Source organism: Campylobacter sp. 107, assembly GCF_002383835.1.
In the GTDB taxonomy this organism is placed as follows: Bacteria; Campylobacterota; Campylobacteria; order Campylobacterales; family Campylobacteraceae; genus Campylobacter_D; species Campylobacter_D jejuni.
The window spans coordinates 127,892-149,493 of the sequence record NZ_NXBA01000027.1; the positions used below are offsets into that span (position 1 = coordinate 127,892).

General features: G+C 31.4%; 21 protein-coding genes. 11 read left to right on the plus strand and 10 right to left on the minus strand.

Annotated features, from left to right (window positions below; all coding sequences use genetic code 11):
• From BGS40_RS05050 to BGS40_RS05075, 6 genes are read left to right on the plus strand one after another with little or no spacing between them, the layout of a single operon-like run.
• Positions 1 to 759, plus strand: a complete 759-nt coding sequence (locus BGS40_RS05050; RefSeq protein ID WP_323471257.1) for a UDP-2,3-diacylglucosamine diphosphatase — start codon at positions 1 to 3, stop codon at positions 757 to 759.
• Positions 752 to 1,708: a chemotaxis protein gene (locus BGS40_RS05055; protein ID WP_002857365.1), complete on the plus strand. Its 957-nt coding sequence runs from the start codon at positions 752 to 754 to the stop codon at positions 1,706 to 1,708. The genes BGS40_RS05050 and BGS40_RS05055 overlap by 8 nt, the downstream gene beginning before the upstream one ends.
• Positions 1,709 to 1,711: 3 nt before the next feature.
• Complete coding sequence (locus BGS40_RS05060; protein WP_069176513.1) at positions 1,712 to 4,021, plus strand: hybrid sensor histidine kinase/response regulator; 2,310 nt, start codon at positions 1,712 to 1,714, stop codon at positions 4,019 to 4,021.
• 4 nt (positions 4,022 to 4,025) lie between these two features.
• On the plus strand, positions 4,026 to 4,547 hold the full coding sequence (locus BGS40_RS05065; protein WP_002826355.1) for a chemotaxis protein CheW: 522 nt from the start codon (positions 4,026 to 4,028) through the stop codon (positions 4,545 to 4,547).
• Complete coding sequence (serB, locus tag BGS40_RS05070) at positions 4,547 to 5,170, plus strand: phosphoserine phosphatase SerB (protein WP_002851598.1); 624 nt, start codon at positions 4,547 to 4,549, stop codon at positions 5,168 to 5,170. The genes BGS40_RS05065 and serB overlap by 1 nt, the downstream gene beginning before the upstream one ends.
• Positions 5,170 to 6,147: a transaldolase gene (locus BGS40_RS05075; protein WP_002851728.1), complete on the plus strand. Its 978-nt coding sequence runs from the start codon at positions 5,170 to 5,172 to the stop codon at positions 6,145 to 6,147. The genes serB and BGS40_RS05075 overlap by 1 nt, the downstream gene beginning before the upstream one ends.
• On the opposite strand, the gene BGS40_RS05080 is transcribed toward BGS40_RS05075, so the two are convergent.
• From BGS40_RS05080 to BGS40_RS05125, 10 genes are all read right to left on the minus strand, one after another.
• Positions 6,148 to 6,570: a hypothetical protein gene (locus BGS40_RS05080; RefSeq protein WP_002851686.1), complete on the minus strand. Its 423-nt coding sequence runs from the start codon at positions 6,568 to 6,570 to the stop codon at positions 6,148 to 6,150.
• A complete protein-coding gene (carB, locus tag BGS40_RS05085) occupies positions 6,567 to 9,836 on the minus strand; it encodes a carbamoyl-phosphate synthase large subunit (RefSeq protein WP_096738459.1) in 3,270 nt (1,089 codons plus the stop codon). Before carB ends, BGS40_RS05080 begins: the two co-directional genes overlap by 4 nt.
• Positions 9,837 to 10,096: 260 nt before the next feature.
• Positions 10,097 to 10,846, minus strand: a complete 750-nt coding sequence (gene mreC / locus BGS40_RS05090; protein ID WP_002859838.1) for a rod shape-determining protein MreC — start codon at positions 10,844 to 10,846, stop codon at positions 10,097 to 10,099.
• Positions 10,836 to 11,876, minus strand: a complete 1,041-nt coding sequence (locus tag BGS40_RS05095; protein WP_002857495.1) for a rod shape-determining protein — start codon at positions 11,874 to 11,876, stop codon at positions 10,836 to 10,838. The genes mreC and BGS40_RS05095 overlap by 11 nt, the downstream gene beginning before the upstream one ends.
• 11 nt (positions 11,877 to 11,887) lie before the next feature.
• Positions 11,888 to 13,111, minus strand: a complete 1,224-nt coding sequence (gene clpX / locus BGS40_RS05100) for an ATP-dependent Clp protease ATP-binding subunit ClpX (protein WP_044261124.1) — start codon at positions 13,109 to 13,111, stop codon at positions 11,888 to 11,890.
• On the minus strand, positions 13,104 to 13,895 hold the full coding sequence (gene lpxA, locus BGS40_RS05105; protein ID WP_002859836.1) for an acyl-ACP--UDP-N-acetylglucosamine O-acyltransferase: 792 nt from the start codon (positions 13,893 to 13,895) through the stop codon (positions 13,104 to 13,106). The genes clpX and lpxA overlap by 8 nt, the downstream gene beginning before the upstream one ends.
• Positions 13,895 to 14,335, minus strand: coding sequence for a 3-hydroxyacyl-ACP dehydratase FabZ (gene fabZ, locus BGS40_RS05110; protein ID WP_002857452.1), 441 nt, complete (start codon positions 14,333 to 14,335; stop codon positions 13,895 to 13,897). The genes lpxA and fabZ overlap by 1 nt, the downstream gene beginning before the upstream one ends.
• A 94-nt stretch (positions 14,336 to 14,429) precedes the next feature.
• A complete protein-coding gene (locus BGS40_RS05115; RefSeq protein WP_096738460.1) occupies positions 14,430 to 15,521 on the minus strand; it encodes an epoxyqueuosine reductase QueH in 1,092 nt (363 codons plus the stop codon).
• Positions 15,521 to 15,976, minus strand: a complete 456-nt coding sequence (bcp, locus tag BGS40_RS05120; protein WP_002869710.1) for a thioredoxin-dependent thiol peroxidase — start codon at positions 15,974 to 15,976, stop codon at positions 15,521 to 15,523. The genes BGS40_RS05115 and bcp overlap by 1 nt, the downstream gene beginning before the upstream one ends.
• Positions 15,973 to 16,179 carry a 4-oxalocrotonate tautomerase family protein gene (locus BGS40_RS05125; RefSeq protein WP_002826901.1) on the minus strand — a complete coding sequence of 69 codons (207 nt, stop codon included), beginning with the start codon at positions 16,177 to 16,179 and terminating at the stop codon, positions 15,973 to 15,975. Before BGS40_RS05125 ends, bcp begins: the two co-directional genes overlap by 4 nt.
• Positions 16,180 to 16,353: 174 nt before the next feature.
• On the opposite strand from BGS40_RS05125, the gene ilvE reads away from it, so the two are divergent.
• From ilvE to BGS40_RS05150, 5 genes are all read left to right on the plus strand, one after another.
• Positions 16,354 to 17,268: a branched-chain-amino-acid transaminase gene (ilvE, locus tag BGS40_RS05130; protein WP_002826902.1), complete on the plus strand. Its 915-nt coding sequence runs from the start codon at positions 16,354 to 16,356 to the stop codon at positions 17,266 to 17,268.
• Between the two features lie 11 nt (positions 17,269 to 17,279).
• Positions 17,280 to 18,368: a prohibitin family protein gene (locus BGS40_RS05135; RefSeq protein ID WP_087692076.1), complete on the plus strand. Its 1,089-nt coding sequence runs from the start codon at positions 17,280 to 17,282 to the stop codon at positions 18,366 to 18,368.
• Positions 18,369 to 18,380: 12 nt separating this feature from the next.
• A complete protein-coding gene (locus BGS40_RS05140; RefSeq protein ID WP_002867732.1) occupies positions 18,381 to 18,911 on the plus strand; it encodes a DUF2393 domain-containing protein in 531 nt (176 codons plus the stop codon).
• Entirely contained in the window at positions 18,911 to 19,420 is a 510-nt protein-coding gene (locus BGS40_RS05145; RefSeq protein WP_002867731.1) for a DUF2393 family protein, read from the plus strand. The genes BGS40_RS05140 and BGS40_RS05145 overlap by 1 nt, the downstream gene beginning before the upstream one ends.
• Before the next feature lie 112 nt (positions 19,421 to 19,532).
• Positions 19,533 to 21,602, plus strand: a 2,070-nt coding sequence (locus BGS40_RS05150; protein WP_096738461.1) for a methyl-accepting chemotaxis protein, incomplete at its 3' end; no start/stop codon positions are given.

Below are 21,602 nucleotides of genomic sequence, written 5' to 3' on the forward strand. Positions count from 1 at the left end.
ATTTTACTACAAAATGGAGCGATTTTAATCGCGGATGCTCATGAAAATGAACAAAGAAAGGGATTTTGGGAATTTTTACAAGCCTTAAAAAAAGGTAAAATTTCCACCCCTCAACTCATACTTATGGGTGATATTTTCGATTTACTTATAGGCGAAATCTCTGCTACACATGAATTTGCTAAACCTTACATAGAACTTTTAGAAGAATTGGCCTTAAAGATTGAAATTATATACTTAGAAGGCAATCATGATTTTAATCTTTCTTGTTTTTTTAAAAGGGTAAAAATTTTTAACTTGCAAAAGCAGCCCATAAAGCTTAATTTGCATACAAGTAAAGGTAATAATCTTGTTTTAAATAGTGCTTTTATAAAATTAGCTCACGGAGATATTTTTTTACCACCTCTTTTACAATTTACTCTTAAAACATTAAGAAATCATTATTTGCTTGTATTTTTGAATTTTTTAAATATTATTACTCGTAATTTTATTTCAAATAAAATTCTTCAAAATCAAAATAAAAAAAACCTTTTTTATCAAATAAAAGATTTTGAAAATTTAGCGAAAAAAAGATATGAAAAATATGAAAATTTAGGATTTTGGGTATGTGAAGGACACTATCATCAAAATCATCAAATCAACAAAGAAAACATTAAATATCTTAACTTAGCTAGTTTTGCATATGAGAGAAGTTTTTTTGTAGTAGAATATCAGCAAGAAATCAAATTTCGAGAACAGAAATTGAGGGGTCAAAATGTTTGATGAAAATATCGTGAAAACGGGTTCAAATGAAATGGAGCTTGTCGATTTCCGTATCTTTAAGCAAGGGCACGATAAAGTCTATGAAGGAATTTATGGTGTAAATGTTTCCAAGGTAAGGGAGATTATAAAAATCCCAAGCCTTACAGAACTTCCAGGTGTACCTGATTACATCGAAGGTATCTTTGATCTTCGTGGAGTGGTTATACCTGTAGTCAATCTTGCCAAATGGATGCAAATCACTGAGCCAGAAAGCACTATGCTAAAACCTAGAGTTATTATTACTGAATTTAGCAATATTCTTATTGGTTTTATAGTTCACGAAGCAAAAAGAATTCGTAGAATAAACTGGAAAGATATAGAACCAGCAACTTTTTCTACAGGATCAGGTGCTTTAGATAAAGGTAAAATTACAGGTGTAACACGCATTGAAAATGATGAAGTGTTGCTAATTTTAGATCTTGAAAGTGTTGTTGAAGATTTAGGAATTTACGCTCCAAAAACAGATATAGATTTTGGAAAAATAGAAAAATTTACTGGAACAGCACTTATACTTGATGACAGCATGACTGCTAGAAAACGCGTCAAAGAAATGATGCAACAGATGGGTTTTCAAGTTGTTGAAGCTAAGGACGGCGTAGAGGGCATAAACAAATTAGAAGAATTAAGCCAAGTTTATGGTGAAAGTTTAAACGATACTTTAAAAATTATAGTAAGCGATGTCGAAATGCCACAAATGGATGGTTTCCACTTTGCTGCACGCATTAAAGAAGATCCAAGATTTAAAGATATTCCTATAGTCTTTAACTCATCTTTATCAAATGAATTTATGAATGAGAAAGGTGTTCAAGAAGCTGGTGGAGAAGGCTATCTTGTCAAATTTAACGCTAGCGATTTCTTCAATGAAATTGCAAAGGTTATTAAAAAACATCAATCTCAAGAACAGGGGTAAAATATGGAAGATATGCAAGAAATACTTGAAGACTTTTTGGTTGAAGCTTTTGAGCTTGTTGAGCAAATCGACCATGATTTAGTAGAGCTTGAATCAAATCCAGAAGATTTAGAATTATTAAATAGAATTTTCCGTGTTGCACATACGGTTAAAGGATCATCAAGCTTCTTAAATTTTGATGTTTTAACAAAGTTAACTCACCACATGGAGGATGTTTTAAACAAAGCAAGACATGGCGAGTTAAAAATAACTCCAGATATCATGGATGTGGTTTTAGAGTCTATTGATAGAATGAAAACTTTACTTAATTCCATTCGTGATAATGGCAACGATACTGCTATTGGTATGGATATAGAACCAATTTGCGCAAGATTAACAGCTATTTCAGAGGGAGAGTCTCCTGTTGTGGCAACAGATTCAAATGAAAAATCTACTCCACAAGCAGAACTAGAAGCACCAAAACAAGAAATAGCTACTCCAGAACCTGAAGTAGATGTTAATCAATTAAGTGATTCTGAAGTTGAAGCTGAAATAGAAAGACTTTTAAAAGCTAGAAAAGCTGAAGATCAAGCTCGTCGCGCACAAAAGAAACAAACAACAAATGCGGCACCTAAACCGACTAACAATACAGCAAATAAACCTACGGAAAGTGGAGAGAAAAAAGTTCCTGCTTCAGGTAGTAATGCTAGCAGTATGGATCAAACCATACGCGTGGAGGTAAAAAGATTAGATCACTTAATGAATCTAATTGGGGAGCTTGTTTTAGGCAAAAACCGTTTGCTTAAAATTTACGATGATGTTGAAGAGCGTTATGAAGGAGAAAAATTCCTTGAAGAACTTAATCAGGTTGTAAGTCAATTAAGTATTATTACAACTGATGTTCAGCTTGCTGTGATGAAAACAAGAATGCAACCTATAGCAAAAGTTTTCAATAAATTCCCAAGAGTTGTTCGTGATTTAAGTCGTGAATTAGGAAAGCAAATAGAACTTGAAATTACAGGTGAAGAAACTGAACTTGATAAATCTATCGTAGAGGAAATTGGCGATCCTATCATGCATATGATTAGAAATTCATGTGATCATGGTGTTGAGGATCCAGCAACTCGTGCAGCGAATGGAAAACCTGAAAAAGGTATAGTCCAACTTAAAGCTTATAATGAGGGCAATCACATCGTTGTAGAAATTACAGATGACGGTAAAGGACTTGATCCAAATGGCTTAAAAGCAAAAGCTATAGAGAAAAATTTGATTACCGAAAGAGAAGCAGATCAAATGACAGACAAAGAAGCTTTTGCTTTGATTTTCAAGCCTGGTTTTTCAACTGCGGCCAAAGTAACAAATGTTTCAGGTCGTGGCGTAGGAATGGATGTTGTTAAAACCAACATCGAAAAACTTAATGGGGTAATTGAAATTGATAGTGAGTTAGGTAAAGGAAGTTCATTTAAACTTAAAATTCCTCTTACCTTGGCAATCATTCAATCTTTACTTGTAGGAACTCAAGAGGAATTCTATGCAATTCCACTTGCAAGCGTTCTTGAAACAGTTAGAGTGCCAATTGATGATATCTATACTATCGAAGGTAAAAATGTATTACGCTTAAGAGATGAAGTGCTTTCTCTTGTGAGACTTTCAGATGTATTTGGAGTTAAACAAGTCCTTGAAAGCGGTGATCAAACTTATGTCGTTGTTATAGGGGTAGCAGAAAGCAAGCTTGGTATTATAGTAGATACTCTTGTAGGACAAGAAGAAATAGTTATTAAATCCATGGGTGATTATTTACAAAATATCCAAGGTATAGCAGGAGCTACAATCCGTGGTGATGGTAGGGTGACATTAATCATTGATGTAGGCGCTATGATGGATATGGCCAAAGAAATTAAAGTTGATATTAAAGCGCAATTAGAATCAAGTGCGAAAAAACCTAAAGAACAACCAAGTGATTATAAAGTCTTAATTGTAGATGATTCTAAAATGGATAGAACTTTAATGCAAAAAGCTTTAGAACCGCTAGGAGTTAGTTTAATCGAAGCAACAAATGGTGTTGAAGCATTGAATATTATAAAATCTGGCGAACATGATATTGATGCAATGCTTATAGATATCGAAATGCCAAGAATGGATGGATACACCTTAGCTGGTGAAATTAGAAAGTATTCTAAATATCGCAACTTACCATTGATAGCAGTTACTTCAAGAACAAGTAAAACTGACCGCTTAAGAGGTGTTGAAGTGGGTATGACTGAATATATCACTAAACCTTATTCTCCAGAATACTTGGAAAATGTGGTTAGAAAAAATTTGAAACTAGGATAAGAATATGAGTAATGAAAAATTAGAGCAAATTTTGCAAAAACAGCAAACTCAGATGGCTGGTCCTGATGTCGATCAAAGAGAAGATGATATCATCCAACTTGTTGGCTTTGTAGTTGGAGATGAGGAATATGCGATTCCAATTCTTAATATACAAGAAATCATCAAACCTATAGAATATACTAGAGTTCCTAGTGTACCTGATTATGTTCTAGGGGTTTTTAATATGCGTGGTAATGTTATGCCGCTCATTGATCTAGCTCAACGCTTTCATTTAGGAAGTTCTAAAATGACACCTCAAACAAGATATATTGTTTTAAGAGGTGAGACAAATGGAACTGGAGTTGGAGGAAATGCTGGTTTTGTTATAGATAGATTAACTGAAGCAATTAAAATTCACAGAAACAGAATCGATCCACCACCTGAAACTTTAGTTAAAGACAAAGGTATGATTTATGGTATAGGAAAAAGAGATGAAAATATCTTAACTATACTCAAAGTAGAAGCTTTGCTTAAGCGCGAATTTTAATGATTAAACTTTGTGTTTTTGACTTTGATGCTACTTTAATGGATGGTGAAACCATCGATATTTTAGCTACAGCGCATGGCAAGGGTAATCAAACAAGCGAAATTACCCGCCATGCTATGACTGGAGAACTTGATTTTTTCGAAAGTCTTCAAAAACGAGTAAGCTTTTTAAAAGGTATGTCTTATAAAAAAGTTTTAGAATTAAGTAGCACACTTCCACTAATGCGTGGAGCACATGAACTTATCCAATATTTAAAATCTAAAAATATACAAATTGTTATTTTTAGCGGTGGTTTTCATGAAGGCATAAATCCTGCTATGCAAAAACTTGGAATTAACCTCGGTTTTGCAAATTATCTGCATCATAAAAATGACATTTTAACAGGGCTAGTTGGTGGGGAAATGATGTTTTCAAATTCAAAAGGCTTAATGCTACAACGATTAAAAAGCTTTTTAAATTTGAAAACAGATGAAGTGATGTGTGTTGGCGATGGGGCAAATGATTTGGCAATGTTTAACGAAAGTGGATTAAAGATTGCATTTTGTGCTAAAGAAATTTTACGTTCTCAAGCTGATATTTGCATAGATATAAAAGACTTAAAAGAAATAATAAAGGTAATATAATGAAAAATTTTTCTCTTTGGTGTGATTTTATAGAAAATAGTTTTTTAGATAATGAATTTTTAAATTTATTATCACATGGAATTAATGGCGCTACTTCAAATCCTGCTATTTTTAAAAATGCTATTTTAAATTCTCCAATTTATAAAGATAAAATTCTTAAATTAAAAGAAAAAAAAACAAAAGATATTTATGAAGAATTAGCAATTTCTGATATTCAAAAAGCAGCTGATAAATTAGCTCCTCTTTTTTATCAAAAAAATGATGGATTTATAAGTATTGAAATAGATCCAAGACTTCATGATAACACAACTCTTAGTTTAGGTGAAGCTAAAAGACTTTATAGTGCTATTGGCAAAGAAAATATAATGATTAAAATTCCAGCTACAAAAGCTTCTTATGAAGTAATGTATGAACTTATGAAAAATGGTATTAGCGTCAATGCTACCTTAATTTTTTCTCTTGAACAAAGTCAAAAATGTTTTGAAGCTTTAAATGCAGGTTTAGTCGAATTTAGAAAAAACAATATAGCCTTAAAAGAACAAAACACTAGAACACCACAAGCTGTTATAAGTATTTTTGTAAGTCGTTTTGATAGACTTTTAAATCCTAAAGCTAAGGAGCAAAATCGTATTGGAATTTTAAATGCAAATTTAGCTTATAACAATATCTACTCAAAAAATGAACCTAATATTCGCGCCTTGTTTGCAAGCACCGGAGTTAAAGGAGATGATCTGCCAAAAGACTATTATATCAAAGAACTTCTTTTTGAGAATTCTGTTAATACTGCTCCTCTTGATGCAATAGAGGCATTTAAAGGAAAAATGCATTTTAAAAAACCTTTAATGAATTTTGAAATTTATACAGAACTTAATCAAATCATTTCTCAAAGTGAACGAGAAAAAGCTTGCAATGATTTATTAAGTGATGGCCTAGAGCAATTTTGTATTGCTTTTGAAGATATTTTAAAAGCTCTTTAATTAACGTATTTTTATCATTTTATTCTTTGAAAGTTTTAATATTTTTGATGGGATATTTTCGAAAAATTTCTCATCAAGTATTATATCAGCAACACTTCTAGCCCATTCTTCATCAAATTCTTTTCCATGCTTGTTTGCCGAAGATGAATAAAAATAGCCATTTTTACTTAAAAAATTCGCATGTTTACACTCTTTCACAATACGAATGGCCTGATTATTGGGATAAATAAAAGTTGTTTTTTTAGAACGACGTACTAAATTTTTAAAAGATTTTGGAATTCTTGCTAAACTTTTTAACTCGCAAAATTTCGCAGAAGTGATTAAGCAAGGCTGATTTTTATCTCTACCTTTTAAAGCATTAATCTCTTCTAAATTTTTACTTAAAAATCCTACCGTAGTATCTGTTTGAGCTAAATAAATCAAGATTTAAGCCACTCTTGCAAACTCTTTACATCTAGGCAAGATTTACTCTGTATAGCTTTAATCGATTTTGCACCTGCTAAAGCTGATCGTAAATTTGTAAAATAAGGTATTTTAAAACGAATAATATTTTCACGAATTTTTTTCGTATCGCCTTTAAAACTGTGACTATCACTTGTATTGATAACTAAGTGAATTTCCCCATTTTTCAATTTATCTTCAACATTGGGGCGTCCTTCTGAAATTTTATGTACAAGTTCGCACTCAAAACCACTTTCTAAAATTTCCTTGCAAGTTCCCCCTGTTGCCATAAGCTTAAAGCCAAGCTTTACATATTCTGCAGCGATTTTTTTGGTATATTTTTTATCCTTATCTTTTAAGGAGATAAATACCACGCCTTGCTCTGGAAGATGATTAAACGATGCAATTTGACTTTTCGCATAAGAATTTGCAAAATCCTTGCTTATACCCATAACTTCACCCGTTGAACGCATTTCAGGACCTAATTCTAAATCACTTCCACTAAGTTTTGCAAATGGAAATACTGCTTCTTTCACGCTCATATATTTTGGAGTTTTAGGGCGTAAAATTTTAGTATCAAAATTAACCACTTTAAAAGTATCATAAAATTTTAAAGCTTCTTTTAAATTTCCTTGCCACATCACACGCGTTGCCACTTTTGCTAAAGGAATACCCGTAGCTTTACTAACAAAAGGTACGGTACGACTAGCTCTAGGATTTACCTCTATCATATAAAGCTCATTATTATGTAAAGCAAATTGTATATTTAAAAGCCCTACAACTCCCAAATTTAAAGCAATATCTGCGGTTTTTTGTGCAATAAATTCTTGCATTTTTTCATCGATATTGCAAGGCGGCAAAGAACAAGCACTGTCACCTGAATGAATTCCTGCTTCTTCTATGTGCTCCATAATTCCTGCAACATAAACATCTTTGCCATCACAAATCGCATCAACATCAATTTCTGTAGCATTGTCTAAAAACTGATCGATCAAAACAGGGCTTTTATCGCTTACATCCACAGCTTCTTGCATATAGAGTCTAAGTTCAGCCTCATCATTTACCACGCGCATCGCACGCCCACCTAAAACATAACTTGGTCTTACAAGCACAGGATACCCTATATCACTAGCCTTAAGAACCGCTTCTTCTACGCTTGTTGCAGTAGAATTTTTTGGCTGATTGATACCTAGCTTTGTAATAAATTCGGCAAATTTCTTTCTATCTTCTGCCATATCAATTACTCTTGCGCTAGTACCTATAATCCTAGCTCCAAAAGCACTTAAACGCTTAGCAAATTTCAAAGGAGTTTGTCCACCAAAATGCACAATCACTCCATCAGGTTTTTCACGCTCAATCACCGCTCTTAAATGTTCGAAATCAATAGGCTCGAAATACAAAATATCACTTGTATCATAGTCAGTCGAAACGGTTTCAGGATTACAATTATACATAATAGTTTTAATACCCATATCTTTAAGCGCAAAAGAAGCATGTACGCAAGCATAGTCAAATTCTATACCTTGTCCTATACGGTTTGGCCCCCCACCTATAATCATCACTTTTTTTTCTTTTTTATCCTTAGCATCGTTTTTACTTTGAGTGAGTTCGCTTACATTGATACTTGAATAAAGATAAGGAGTTAAGGCTTCAAATTCACCCGCACAAGTATCCACTTCACTAAATTCTGCGATGATTTTTTGCTTCATTCTTGCATAATAAATATCATTTTGGCTTAATTCTAAATTATCTTTCAAATTTACAAGCAAGGCTATCATTTTATCTGAAAAGCCCATAGTTTTTGCTTTTCTCAAAAGAGCCTTATTGTTTAAAATATCCATATCAATTTGTTCTTCAAAATCTACAATTTCTTTAATCTGTGTTAAAAACCAAGGATCTATTTTACAAAGCTCATAAAGTTCTTCTACGCTAAAACCTTCCCTAAAAGCTTGAGCAACATAAAGTAAACGCTTTTCATTGGCATTGCGAATTTTAAAAACAAGATCATTTCTATCTTCAAATTTTACCCTATCAAAACCACTTAAAGAACGCTCAAGCGAACAAAGTGCTTTTTGTATACTTTCTTTAAAAGTGCGTCCTATAGCCATTACCTCACCCACACTTTTCATAGCTGTACCTAAAGTTGTATTTGCTCCTGGAAATTTTTCAAAGGTAAAGCGAGGAATTTTTGTTACAATATAATCAATCACAGGCTCGAAAGATGCAGGAGTTCCTGTAATATCATTTTTAATCTCATCTAAGCTAAAACCTACTGCCAAAAGTGTCGCAACCTTTGCTATAGGATAACCCGTTGCCTTAGAAGCTAAAGCACTTGATCTTGAAACTCTTGGATTCATTTCTATAACTATCATTCTTCCATTTTTTGGGTTGATAGCAAATTGCACATTACTTCCGCCTGTATCTACACCAATTTCACGCAAAATAGCAAAAGAAGCATTACGCATAACTTGATATTCTTTATCCGTCAAAGTTAATGCTGGAGCTATTGTAATACTATCTCCTGTATGAACTCCCATAGGATCGATATTTTCTATGCTACAAACTATGATACAATTATCCGCTCTATCGCGTATAACTTCCATTTCATATTCTTTCCAACCTAACAAACTTTCTTCAATCAAAATTTCATGAATAGGTGATAAAGCTAAAGCAGTATTGGCAAGTTCTTTAAATTCGTCCATATTGTAAACCACGCCACTTCCAGCACCCCCTAAAGTATAAGAAGCACGGATCATCAAAGGAAAGCCGATTTCATCTACGGCTTTTAAAGCTTCGTCATAATTATACGCATACATCGATTTTGGCAAATCCATGCCAATTTTTTTCATACATTCTTTAAAAACCTGACGATCTTCGCCTTTTTTAATCGCCTCAGGATTTGCGCCTAAAAATTTCACATCTCCTAAAAGTCCGCTTTCATAAACTTCCATAGCAACATTTAACGCTACTTGTCCACCCATAGTTGGCAAAATTGCATCAATTTTTTCTTTTTTAATAATACTTAAAATACTTTCTTTTGTTATGGGTTCTATATAAGTCGCATCTGCAAATTCGGGATCTGTCATGATGGTTGCAGGATTTGAGTTGATTAATACTACACGATATCCTAATTCTTTTAAAGTCTTTGCGGCTTGAGTTCCAGAATAATCAAATTCACAAGCTTGTCCTATCACAATAGGACCACTTCCTATAAGTAAAATGCTTTTAATATCTGTTCGTTTTGGCATAAATTTTCCTAAGAGCATAAATTTGGGCTGATTATAACAAAAATTAGTTTTATAAACTTTGAAATTATCGATATAATTTTAAAAAATAAACACTCTGCTTTTAATCTAGGAAATAATACATAAAGAAATTTAAGATTTTTTATAAAATTCTCATTCAATTATAAACGTTTATTTGATAATTTAACAAAATTTTTAGCATTAAACAAAGTTATAATAATTAGCAAAAATATAGAAAATTTTTAAAAAGTCTAGTCCTTGACTTATAAATTATCTACCACATATAAATAAGCAGGAATACTAATCTTAACATATGGCTTTACTTCTACACTTTGATACATATCTTCATCATTAACTCTATTCACAATACCAACAGGTATATCTGAAAAGAAAATATTATCAAGTCCACTTGTTAAAATTTCATCTCCGGTATTAATTTTTGCCCATTTTGGAATAAATTTAACCACAATCCTGCCATCTTCACCTTGGATTAAACCTGGAGCTTTGGATTTTCCTATATAAACAGAAAAAACACACTGATCATCACCTTGTAAGAGAGCCATTGCTCTACCATTTTTATTAATAGCTATACCTGCAGTATATCCTTGATATATTAAACCACGATTTTTACCAACTGGAATTTTGCTCCAATCTAACCATAATTTTTTATAATCATTCAATTGAACGTAAGAAATAACTCTAGTTAAAGAAACTTGAGGTAAATATTTTGTAGAATTTTGATCCTCTAAAATACGATTTAATTGATTTGCAAAACTAGTTACCTTTACAGCAATATCTTCTAATTCTTTATTTCTAGCTTTTAGTTGCTGAATTTGATTTGCTTGATTAAAGTGTTCTGAAATTTTTTTTCCCAAATAATCTTTAATATTATAAAAATTACCTATAACAAAATCATTAACACGGAGAACATTTTGCTTGATAAGTCCTCCATAATAAAAAGATATAAAAACCAAAAAGGCCAAGACAAGAACATAAAAAATCTTATTCTTCATTGGTTAATTGTTGCAATAATGAAATTTCCTCTAAAGCTTTACCCGTTCCTTTTGCTACAGCTAAAAGCGGTTCATCTGCGATATAAACTGGCAAACGTACAATTTCACTTAAGTATTTATCAAAACCACGAATCAATGCTCCACCACCTGTTAAAACTACACCATTTTCTACTATATCACTTGCTAAATCAGGCGGCATCATTTCAAGAACCATTTTTAAAGCATCAGCAATTTCTTTTAAATACTCACGCATTGCTTCTCTTACATCTTCACTTGTAAGTTCAATACGACTTAAAAGTCCACTTACTTGATCGCGTCCTTTTACCACCATAGAAAGTTCTTTTGGAAGTTGTATTGCTGAACCTATAGTGATTTTGATCTCTTCGCCTGTTCTTTCACCTATGATAAGATTGTATTTTTCTTTTACATAATTAACTATACTCATATCAAGCTTATCTCCAGCCGTACGAATAGACTTTGAAATCACAAGCCCACCCAAAGAAATCACTCCAATCTCAGTAGTTCCACCCCCTATATCTACTACCAAATTTCCTTTAGGTTCTTGTATAGGTAAACTTGCACCAATAGCTGCTGCCATAGGCTCTTCGATCAAAAATACCTCTCTTGCACCTGCACTTAAAGCACTTTCTCTTACCGCTTTTCTTTCTACTTGAGTTAAACCATAAGGAACAGAAATAATAATTCTAGGGCGTAAAAAACTTTTTCTACGATGTGTTTTTTCTATAAAATAGCGGATCATTTTTTCAGTCATATCAAAATCTGCAATCACGCCATCTTTCATAGGACGAATAGCTTCGATGTTACCTGGGGTTTTTCCCACCATATCTTTAGCTTCTTTACCTACGGCTAAAATTTTTGCTTTGGAACCATACCTTTCTCTTTCAACTGCCACAACAGAAGGCTCATTTATCACTATACCCTTATCTTTTACCAAAACTAGCGTATTAGCTGTTCCTAAATCAATCCCCATATCACTAGAAAAAAATCCTATAAGTTGATCTAATATCATTTCTATCCTTTTTAACTTATTTTTCTTTTTATTAATAATGCCTTTGCATTGTCTTTAACAACTTCTTTGGTTATTACAATATCATAGTTTTTATACTCTGGTAACTCAAACATTAAATCTACCATCATTTCTTCTATAATACTTCTAAGCCCCCTAGCCCCTGTTTTTCTCTCCAATGCAAGCTGTGCGATAGCTCTTAGAGCATCTTCTTCAAATTTTAAATTTACCCCATCAATAGCAAAAAGCTTTTGATATTGCTTAATAATGGCATTTTTAGGTTCAGTTAAAATTCTTACCATATCTTCTTCATTAAGCTCATTTAAAGATGCAATCACATGCAAACGACCTATAAGCTCAGGAATCAAACCAAAATGAACCAAATCATCAGGTTCAATTTTCTCAAGTAAAGCTTTATTTTCTTCTTTTGTATCATCAAAAAAACCTACAACTTTATCTCCAAGTTTTCTTTTTAAGATAGTTTCCAAACCATCAAAAGCTCCACCACAAACAAATAAAATATTTGAAGTGTCAATTTGTATAAACTCTTGATTTGGATGTTTTCTCCCCCCCTTTGGTGGAATATTTACCAAACTTCCTTCGATAATCTTAAGTAAAGCTTGTTGCACACCCTCTCCACTTACATCACGAGTAATAGAACGATTTTCACTCATTCTGGCAATTTTATCAATCTCATCAATAAAAACTATACCTTTTTGAGCTCTTTGCACATCTCCATCTGCAGCTTGTAAAAGACGTGTTAAAATATTTTCTACATCCTCACCTACATATCCTGCTTCAGTTAAAGAAGTTGCATCACAAATTGCTATAGGTACATCTAAAAATTTAGCTAAAGTTTGCGCCAATAAAGTTTTTCCACTTCCTGTTGGCCCAACAAGTAAAATATTTGACTTAAAAAGCTCTGTATCATCATCTTGAAGTTCAGCTTTAAAAAGTCTTTTATAATGATTGTATACTCCAACACTAAAAACTTTTTTAGCTCTATCTTGTCCTATGACATAACGATCTAAATAAGCTTTTAATTCTTTTGGAGTGATATCTTTAAATTCTGTATTATGACTTTGTTTAGGTTCTTTAAATTCTTTTTCTTCTCCATAAATAATACTATAAGCACCTTCAACGCAATATTCACAAATAAAAGCATCATCATTTTCATTTGCTAAAATTCTTCTTTGTGGATTCTCCACTTCATTGCAAAAACTACATTTTCTAGGCATTATTTTTACCCCTATAGACAGGAATTCCACGCTTTGTTTCTAATATAAAATGGCACATTTTTTTAACATTTTCACTTTCTTGATTTTCAAGCAAATTTTTAGCATTTTCTTTTAAATCTCCTTGTCTAAATAAAGTTTTAAAAGCTCTACTAAGTCTATCTACTTCATCTTTATCAAAACGACGACGAGTACCTACTAAATTTAAACTTCTAATACTTGCACGATTTCCTTCTGCTAAACAAAACGGTACTATATCCTGAGAAAGTGCACTTGCTCCTGCTATCATACAACCCTCACCTACTTTGACAAATTGATGAATAGGTGTAAGCCCGCCTACAACCGTAAAATCTCCAAGCTCTACATGTCCTGCCAAAGTTGCATTATTAGCTAAAATAATATTATTACCTAAAAGACAATCATGAGCAATATGACAATAAGCCATAATAAAAGCATTATCGCCTATACGAGTAAAACCATCTCCTTTAGCTGTACCTGAATTTATCGTTGCAAATTCTCTAATAGTTGCATTTTTCCCTATAACAACACCGCTTTTTTGCTCTTCTTTATAAGATATGTCCTGAGGAATATCGCCTACTATAGCATAAGAAAATACACGAGAATGATCACCTATAGTTGTATCTGAAAGAATTCGAGCACCTTGTTTGATGACAACATTATTACCTATTTTAGCATCTTTGCTTACATAAGCATAAGCTTCTACTACAACATCGTCACCAAGTTGTGCACCCTCTTCAATCACCGCACTTGGATGAATTTTTTTCATTATTTATCCACTATCATAGCTTTAAGCTCGGCCTCTGCAACTAAATTTCCATCTACAAAAGCTTGCCCTTTAAAAATCCACATATTACCACGATTTTTAACCACGCTCATTTCATAATCAAGCCTATCTCCAGGACGCACAGGATTTCTAAATTTTGCTCCATCTATGCCTGTGAAATAAACTACTTTACTTTTTGGATCCACTTTATCTTCCATACTTTCAAAAGCTAAAACTCCACCTGTTTGAGCCATACCTTCTAAAATCAAAACTCCAGGATAAATAGGATGCCCTGGAAAATGTCCCATAAAAACATGATCACTTATACTGATGTTTTTATATCCTAGCACCACTTCTTTAACTTTTAATTCTGTAATTTTATCTACCAGTAAAAAAGGATAACGGTGTGGTAAGATTTCTTGAATTTGCATTACATCTATCATTATTAAATTAACCTTGAAAACAATTAAAAATTTTATTATATAAAAAAATCATTAAAAATTATATTAACAAAAAAAGTTTTTCTTAATAAATTTCTTAAATTTTTACAAGCACCTCTTGATTATCATGATAAATTTCACTTTTTGCTATCACTTCATATCTTGAAGGTAAAATATTTTCGAGGATGATAATAGGACTAAGATTATAAGTTCCAAACAATTTATTACGCCATTTAATTTCTGCTTGAACACTTAAAGGTTTTTTTAAAAAATCTTCAAAATTTTTCCATTTGTTTTTAAAAAATGCATTAAAACGCCAAAATTCCACTAAAACTATTTCATCTTTAGTACTTCTATAAAAGCCTTCTTTTAAATTTTGTTTTAAATTTTCCTCATCCAAAGAAAATCTTGTATAAGCATTTTTAAAATGCGAATAAAATAAAATATGAGATTTAACGGGCTTTTTATCTAATTTTATCAAAGCACTTAAAAGACGATAATTTAAAAATTTCTCTCTTAAAATTTCAAATTTTATACATTTTTTTTCCCATAAAACTACTTTTTTATAAAGAGCTATTCTTGCTTCTATACTTGCAGGTAAAATTTGCTTATTTACAGGAGACATTAATTCATCAATAAAATTCTTATCTTGTTTTTGTTTTTTAAGCCCATAAATGCAGCCGCAATAGTTTTGATGATAAAGCATTTCCTTTTTTGCTAAAGCAAACTGTCTTTGAGTACCGCCATTTTTACGAAAATCAGGAGCTAAAAACTCTACTCCATAAGGCTCACATTCTTTTTGTAAAGCATTTTTTAACTGTTCTAAATCTTTTTTAGGGCTGGTTAAAAGCGTAGTAGTAAGCTTTTTTTCTCCTATTTTAGCAGCAAATTTAACACTAGATCCCATTCTTACATCAAAGCAAATTTCACACCTTGCACCCTTTTCAGGCTCATCTTCATAACCACGCACAGCATTAAGCCATTTTTCATACTCATACTCACCTTTATAAAGCTTAATACCAAGTTTATCACAAGATCTTTTTACATCTAAAAATCTTAGTTCGTATTCGCTTAAGGGATGGATATTTGGATCATAAAAGTATCCTATAATTTTTTCATCAGGATAAGTCTTTCTAAGTTCTTCAATAAAATAATGACTATCCACACTGCAACAAATATGCACTAACATTAAAGACTTTCAAGCACTTTTAAAGCATGATCTTTTACACGAACATTACTATAAATTTGAGCAATCTTACCTATTTCATCAATAACAAAAGTAGAGCGAATAAGACCTTCGTATTCTTTTCCGTAATTTTTTTTAAGCCCCCAAGCTCCATAAGCTTTAGCAACTTCTTTTTCACTATCGCTAAGTAAAATATGTTTTAAATCAAATTTAGAGATAAATTTTTCATGACTTGCCACGCTATCAGGACTGATACCAATAATCACTGCATTTTTACCACCAAATTTATCATAATTTAAACTAAAATCACAAGCCTCTGTAGTGCAACCTGGAGTATTATCTTTTGGATAAAAATACAAAATCACCTTTTTGCCAATAAAATCTTTTAATGCTATTTTTACCCCATCTTGATTTAAAAGCTCAAACTGAGGTGCTTTATCTCCTATGTTTAAACTCATTTAATTGCCTTTGCTTTGATAGCTTCAACGCTTTCTCCGCCAAAGCCTATGTCATAATTTTCTACATCTTCTAAAACCACCACAACTCTTTCTTTACTTTTATTATATTTCGTGCTTAAAAGTTTGGTAATATCAGCTATAAGCTCCGCTTTTTGTTCCTTGCTTAAAGACGGCTTTGCTAATTTAATATTTACTAATGGCATAATTTCTCCTTTTTAACGATAATTTTTCATAATTATTTCAAAAAATACCTAATATTTTTTTTAACAAAAAACCTTAATTTAATAAAAGCTTATTGTTAGTATATTTTTGATAAAATCCCGATTTATTCTTAAAATAATATTTTTTAAGAAATAAACAACTATAAAAGGTAAAAAATGATCTCAGCAGATAAAATTTGGATGGATGGAAAATTAGTTGATTTTAAAGATGCAACTTTGCACTTTTTAACCCATTCTTTGCATTATGGCAATGCTGTTTTTGAAGGAACTAGAGCCTATAAAACAGATAAAGGCTTAGCAATTTTCAGACTTGAAGATCACACCAAAAGACTTTTAGAGTCTGCAAAAATTACTCTTTTAAATTGTCCTTTTTCTCAAAAAGAGCTTGAAAATGCACAAATTGAACTCTTAAAAGCAAACAACTTTAAAAGCAATGTCTATATCCGCCCTTTGATTTTCTTAGGCGATGGAGTTATGGGGCTTTATCATATAAAAGCTCCTGTAAGAGTTGGAATTGCAGCTTGGGAATGGGGTGCTTACCTTGGAGAAGAAGGTTTAGAAAAAGGCATAAAAGTAAAAATTTCGTCTTTTGCAAGAAATAGTGTTAAGTCATGCATGGGAAAAGCTAAAGCAAGTGCAAATTATCTTAACTCTCAAATTGCAAAATTTGAAGCTATTGAAGCAGGCTATGAAGAAGCTTTAATGCTTGATGAAGAAGGTTTTATCGCAGAAGGAACAGGAGAATGTTTCTTTATTGTAAAAGACGGGGTTTTAATCACACCTCCAAATGATTTTTCTTTAAAAAGCATTACTCAAAATACAGTGCTTAAAATAGCTCATGATCTTGGTATCACTGTGCTTCGCCAAAGAATTTCAAGAGATGAAGTTTATACTGCTGATGAAGCATTTTTTACCGGAACAGCCGCTGAAATCACACCTATTAACAATATTGATGCAAGAATAATAGGAAATGGTTTAAGAGGACCTGTAACCAAAAAACTTCAAGATGCTTATTTTAATGTAGTTTATGGACGCAATGAAAAATACGCATCTATGCTAACTTATATTTAAAAAGGAAATAAATGCCAGCTGATTTAAATGATTATTTCAATAAAAAAAATAGAAATTCTAACAATAACGGAAACAACAACCGTCAAAATTTCAATTTCAAAGCACCAGAATTTAATTTTAAAGGTTTTGGGAAATTCTCTCCATTTGTTTATGGGGTGATTATTATTATCTTATTTTTAATCGTTGCAAAACCTTTTACGGTAATAAATTCTGGGGAAATGGGAATTAAATCAACAACAGGTAAATATGACCCAAATCCACTAGAACCAGGACTTCACTTTTTCTTACCTTTTATACAAAAAATAACCATAATCGATACTAGAGTAAGACAAATCAACTATGCTTCTATAGAGGGAAGTAATGAAAATTTATCTTCAGGTTCAGGTGTTATTAATAAAAATAGTATTTCTGTGCTTGACTCTCGTGGATTGCCTGTATCTATTGATGTTACAGTACAATACCGCTTAAATCCTCTGCAAGTTCCTCAAACTATAGCTACTTGGAGCTTAAATTGGGAAAATAAAATTATCGATCCAGTTGTTCGTGATGTAGTGCGAAGTGTTGTAGGAAAATATACAGCCGAAGAACTTCCTACTAATCGTAATACAATAGCCACTCAAATAGAAGAAGGTATAAGAAAAACCATAGAAGCTCAACCAAATGAACCTGTAGAACTTCGCGCTGTACAACTTAGAGAAATTATTTTACCTTCAAAAGTAAAAGAACAAATCGAACGCGTACAAATTGCAAAACAAGAAGCTGAAAGAACCAAATATGAAGTAGAAAGAGCTAATCAAGAAGCCTTAAAAAAAGCTGCCTTAGCTGAAGGGGAAGCAAACGCAACCATAATCAGCGCCAAAGGTAAAGCTATGGCTGTTAAAATAGAAGCAGATGCGCAAGCTTATTCTAATAAAGAAATCGCAAACAGCCTAAACACTCCTTTATTAAATTTAAAGCAAATTGAAACTCAAAAAGAATTTAATGAAGCCTTAAAAGTCAATCAAGATGCTAAAATTTTCTTAACTCCAGGTGGAGCAGTGCCAAACATTTGGGTTGATACCAAAGATGCTAAAAAGCAAAGTTCTGCCAACATAAACTAAAAGGATACGCAAGTGGAGAAACTAAGAGAAATTGTGCTTTTTTACACTACTCATTTATATTTAGTAGATTATATGCTGATTTTATTAGTTTTTTTTCTCTTCACTTGTGTTTTACTTCTTTGCGTATTTTTACGCCATAGACCTATAGCAGCACTTTTTATTATTGCATTTGATATTATTATTTGTTTTTTAGTTTATATCTATGGGTATAAACTAATAGACAATGAAGTAAGAACTCGAAAAATCGCTATTACAGATCAAAAAATGATACAAAGCTCAAATGATTTAATTGTTGATTTTAACATTACAAATAATTCAAAAAATAATTTTAAAGAATGTAAAATTACAGCTAAAATTTTTGCAGATAAAATACCTAATGATAATATCATAGAAGAATATAAAAAGAAATTTATCCCTTTTAGACAAAAAAGTAGAGAAATTAAAGATCTAAAGAAAAACGCAACCCAATTTCAAAGAATTGCTTTTGAAAATTTTAACTATGAAAATAACTATACCATACGCTTAGTTTCGGAGTGTTTTTAATGCATTTTACAATTTTTCATATTATAGTTTTTATCATTTTACTTATTTGCTTTGCCTTGATTTGTATTTTAATCTTTCTAAAAGTCAAACAAAAAGAAATGGCTTTGATTTCTTATACCATAGCTACTATTTTTACCGCACTTTTGATATATTCTATTTTTCTGACAATCAATCAATTCACCACTCAAGCCGATCTTAGCAAACTAACCTATACAAGAGATCTAAGACATGAAAGCGTTATAGTAAACGGAAAAGTTCAAAATCTTACTAAATTTGAAATCAAAAAATGCTATTTGATACTTAGCATATTAAACCAACAACAAGTAGGAGGTGAAATTTTCAATGATAAAAATATCCGTAACGCTAAAATGCAAAATACAAGTGTTTCTTATACTATAGAAATCATAGACACACTCCCGGGTAATACCTATAAAGAATTTAGAGCTAGCGTTCCTTTTCCTCCAACTTTTAATAATCCTGAATTTTATCACACCTTAAAATGTATTTGATATTGTTAAATAGTTTTAAAACATCTATAAAAAATAATTTTATATTAATTTTATTTTTTTTTGATATGCTAACGAACTTTATTTTTAGTAAAAAATTTATGTGAGGTTTTTCATGTTTAGACTATCGAGCGTTAGTTCAAAACTCTTATTATCAGTTGCTATTAGTGTTATTGTAGCTATAGCTCTTATGATTGCTATTGTTTCTTTTCAAGTTGCTTCATATTCAGAAAAAGAAGCCAAAGATACTATTTTATTATCTTCAAAAAGATATGTGAATTATATACAAGGTATTTTAAATGAAGAAGTCACACTAACCAAAGGAGTTGCTACATCGTTAAATGAAATGTTTCAAAATAATGATCATGTAGATATCGATTTAATTGAAAGTCTTATAAAAAATACTTTTGATAGTAGTCACTATGCAGCATATACATTTCTCTATTTAAAAGATACTACTGTATTAAGTGATATGCAGAATGTAGATAAAAAATATATTAGCCCAGATGGAAAAACTTTTTCTATGATATTTTTTGATCAAATAGCAGAAAAATCTGGTGGAATAACTACTATTTCAACTCCAAACAATTTCTCTCAATTAAATCTAATACAAAATATCGAACAAAATGCAAAATATGGAGATAAAGACTCTGTTTTTGTAGGTTCTCCTAGAAAACTTAATTATGATAATAATGAATTTTTAGGTATAAATTTCGGTATGCCTATTTTTAACAATAAGGGCAAATTTATTGGAGTTATAGGATATACTATAGATTTACTAGAAATTTCCGAGACTATATTGGATCCAAAATTCGACTTTTTTGAAGGGGATCTAAGATTCTTAATGAACGATCAGGGTATTATTGCTATTCATAAAAATAAAAATGCAATTTTAAAAACTTTATTTGATATTAACAAAGATCAATCTGCTCAATTAATTGTTGAGGCAGTTAAAAACCATAAAGATGAAATCTTAGATAATTATATTGCCTCAACAGGAGATCTTAGTTATGCTAGTATCTCTTCATTTAGCACTTTAGGTAATTCTAGTCATTGGAGTGTAATTGTAACAGCTCCTAAAAAATCAGTTTTAGCCCCTTTATATAAACTACAATATATTATTATTAGTGTTGCTATAATAGCACTAATTGCTATTTTGGCTGTTGTGTACTTCTTTATAAGAAAAATCATAGGCTCTAGAATTCCTCTTATACTTAAGTCTTTGGAAAATTTCTTTCGCTTTTTAAATCATGAAAAAATAGAAGTTCAGACAATTGAAATTAAAGCTAATGATGAATTGGGCAAAATGGGTAAAATTATCAATGAAAACATTCTTGCTACTAAAAGAGGTTTAGAACAAGACAATCAAGCCGTTAAAGAATCAGTTCAAACCGTATCAGTTGTAGAAAATGGTAATCTAACAGCAAGAATTACTGCTAATCCTAGAAATCCTCAGTTAATAGAATTAAAAAATGTCTTAAATAGACTATTAGATGTTTTACAAGCTAGAGTAGGTTCTGATATGAATGCTATTCATAAAATTTTTGAAGAATACAAAAGCTTAGACTTTAGAAATAAATTAGAAAATGCTAGCGGTAGTGTAGAATTAACTACTAATGCTTTAGGTGATGAAATAGTTAAAATGCTAAAACAAAGTTCAGACTTTGCTAATGCTTTAGCTAATGAAAGTGGAAAATTACAAACTGCTGTTCAAAGCTTAACCACTTCTTCAAATTCTCAAGCTCAATCTTTAGAAGAAACTGCAGCAGCTTTAGAAGAGATCACTTCTTCTATGCAAAATGTTTCAGTTAAAACTAGTGATGTTATCACTCAATCTGAAGAGATTAAAAATGTTACAGGTATTATAGGTGATATTGCAGATCAAATCAATCTTTTAGCTTTAAATGCAGCTATTGAAGCAGCTCGTGCTGGAGAACATGGTAGAGGCTTTGCAGTGGTAGCTGATGAAGTTAGAAAGTTAGCTGAAAGAACTCAAAAGTCTTTATCAGAAATTGAAGCTAATACTAATTTACTTGTTCAATCTATCAATGATATGGCAGAAAGTATTAAAGAACAAACTGCAGGTATCACTCAAATCAATGATAGTGTAGCTCAAATTGATCAAACTACTAAAGATAATGTTGAAATTGCTAATGAATCAGCTATTATTTCTAGTACAGTAAGT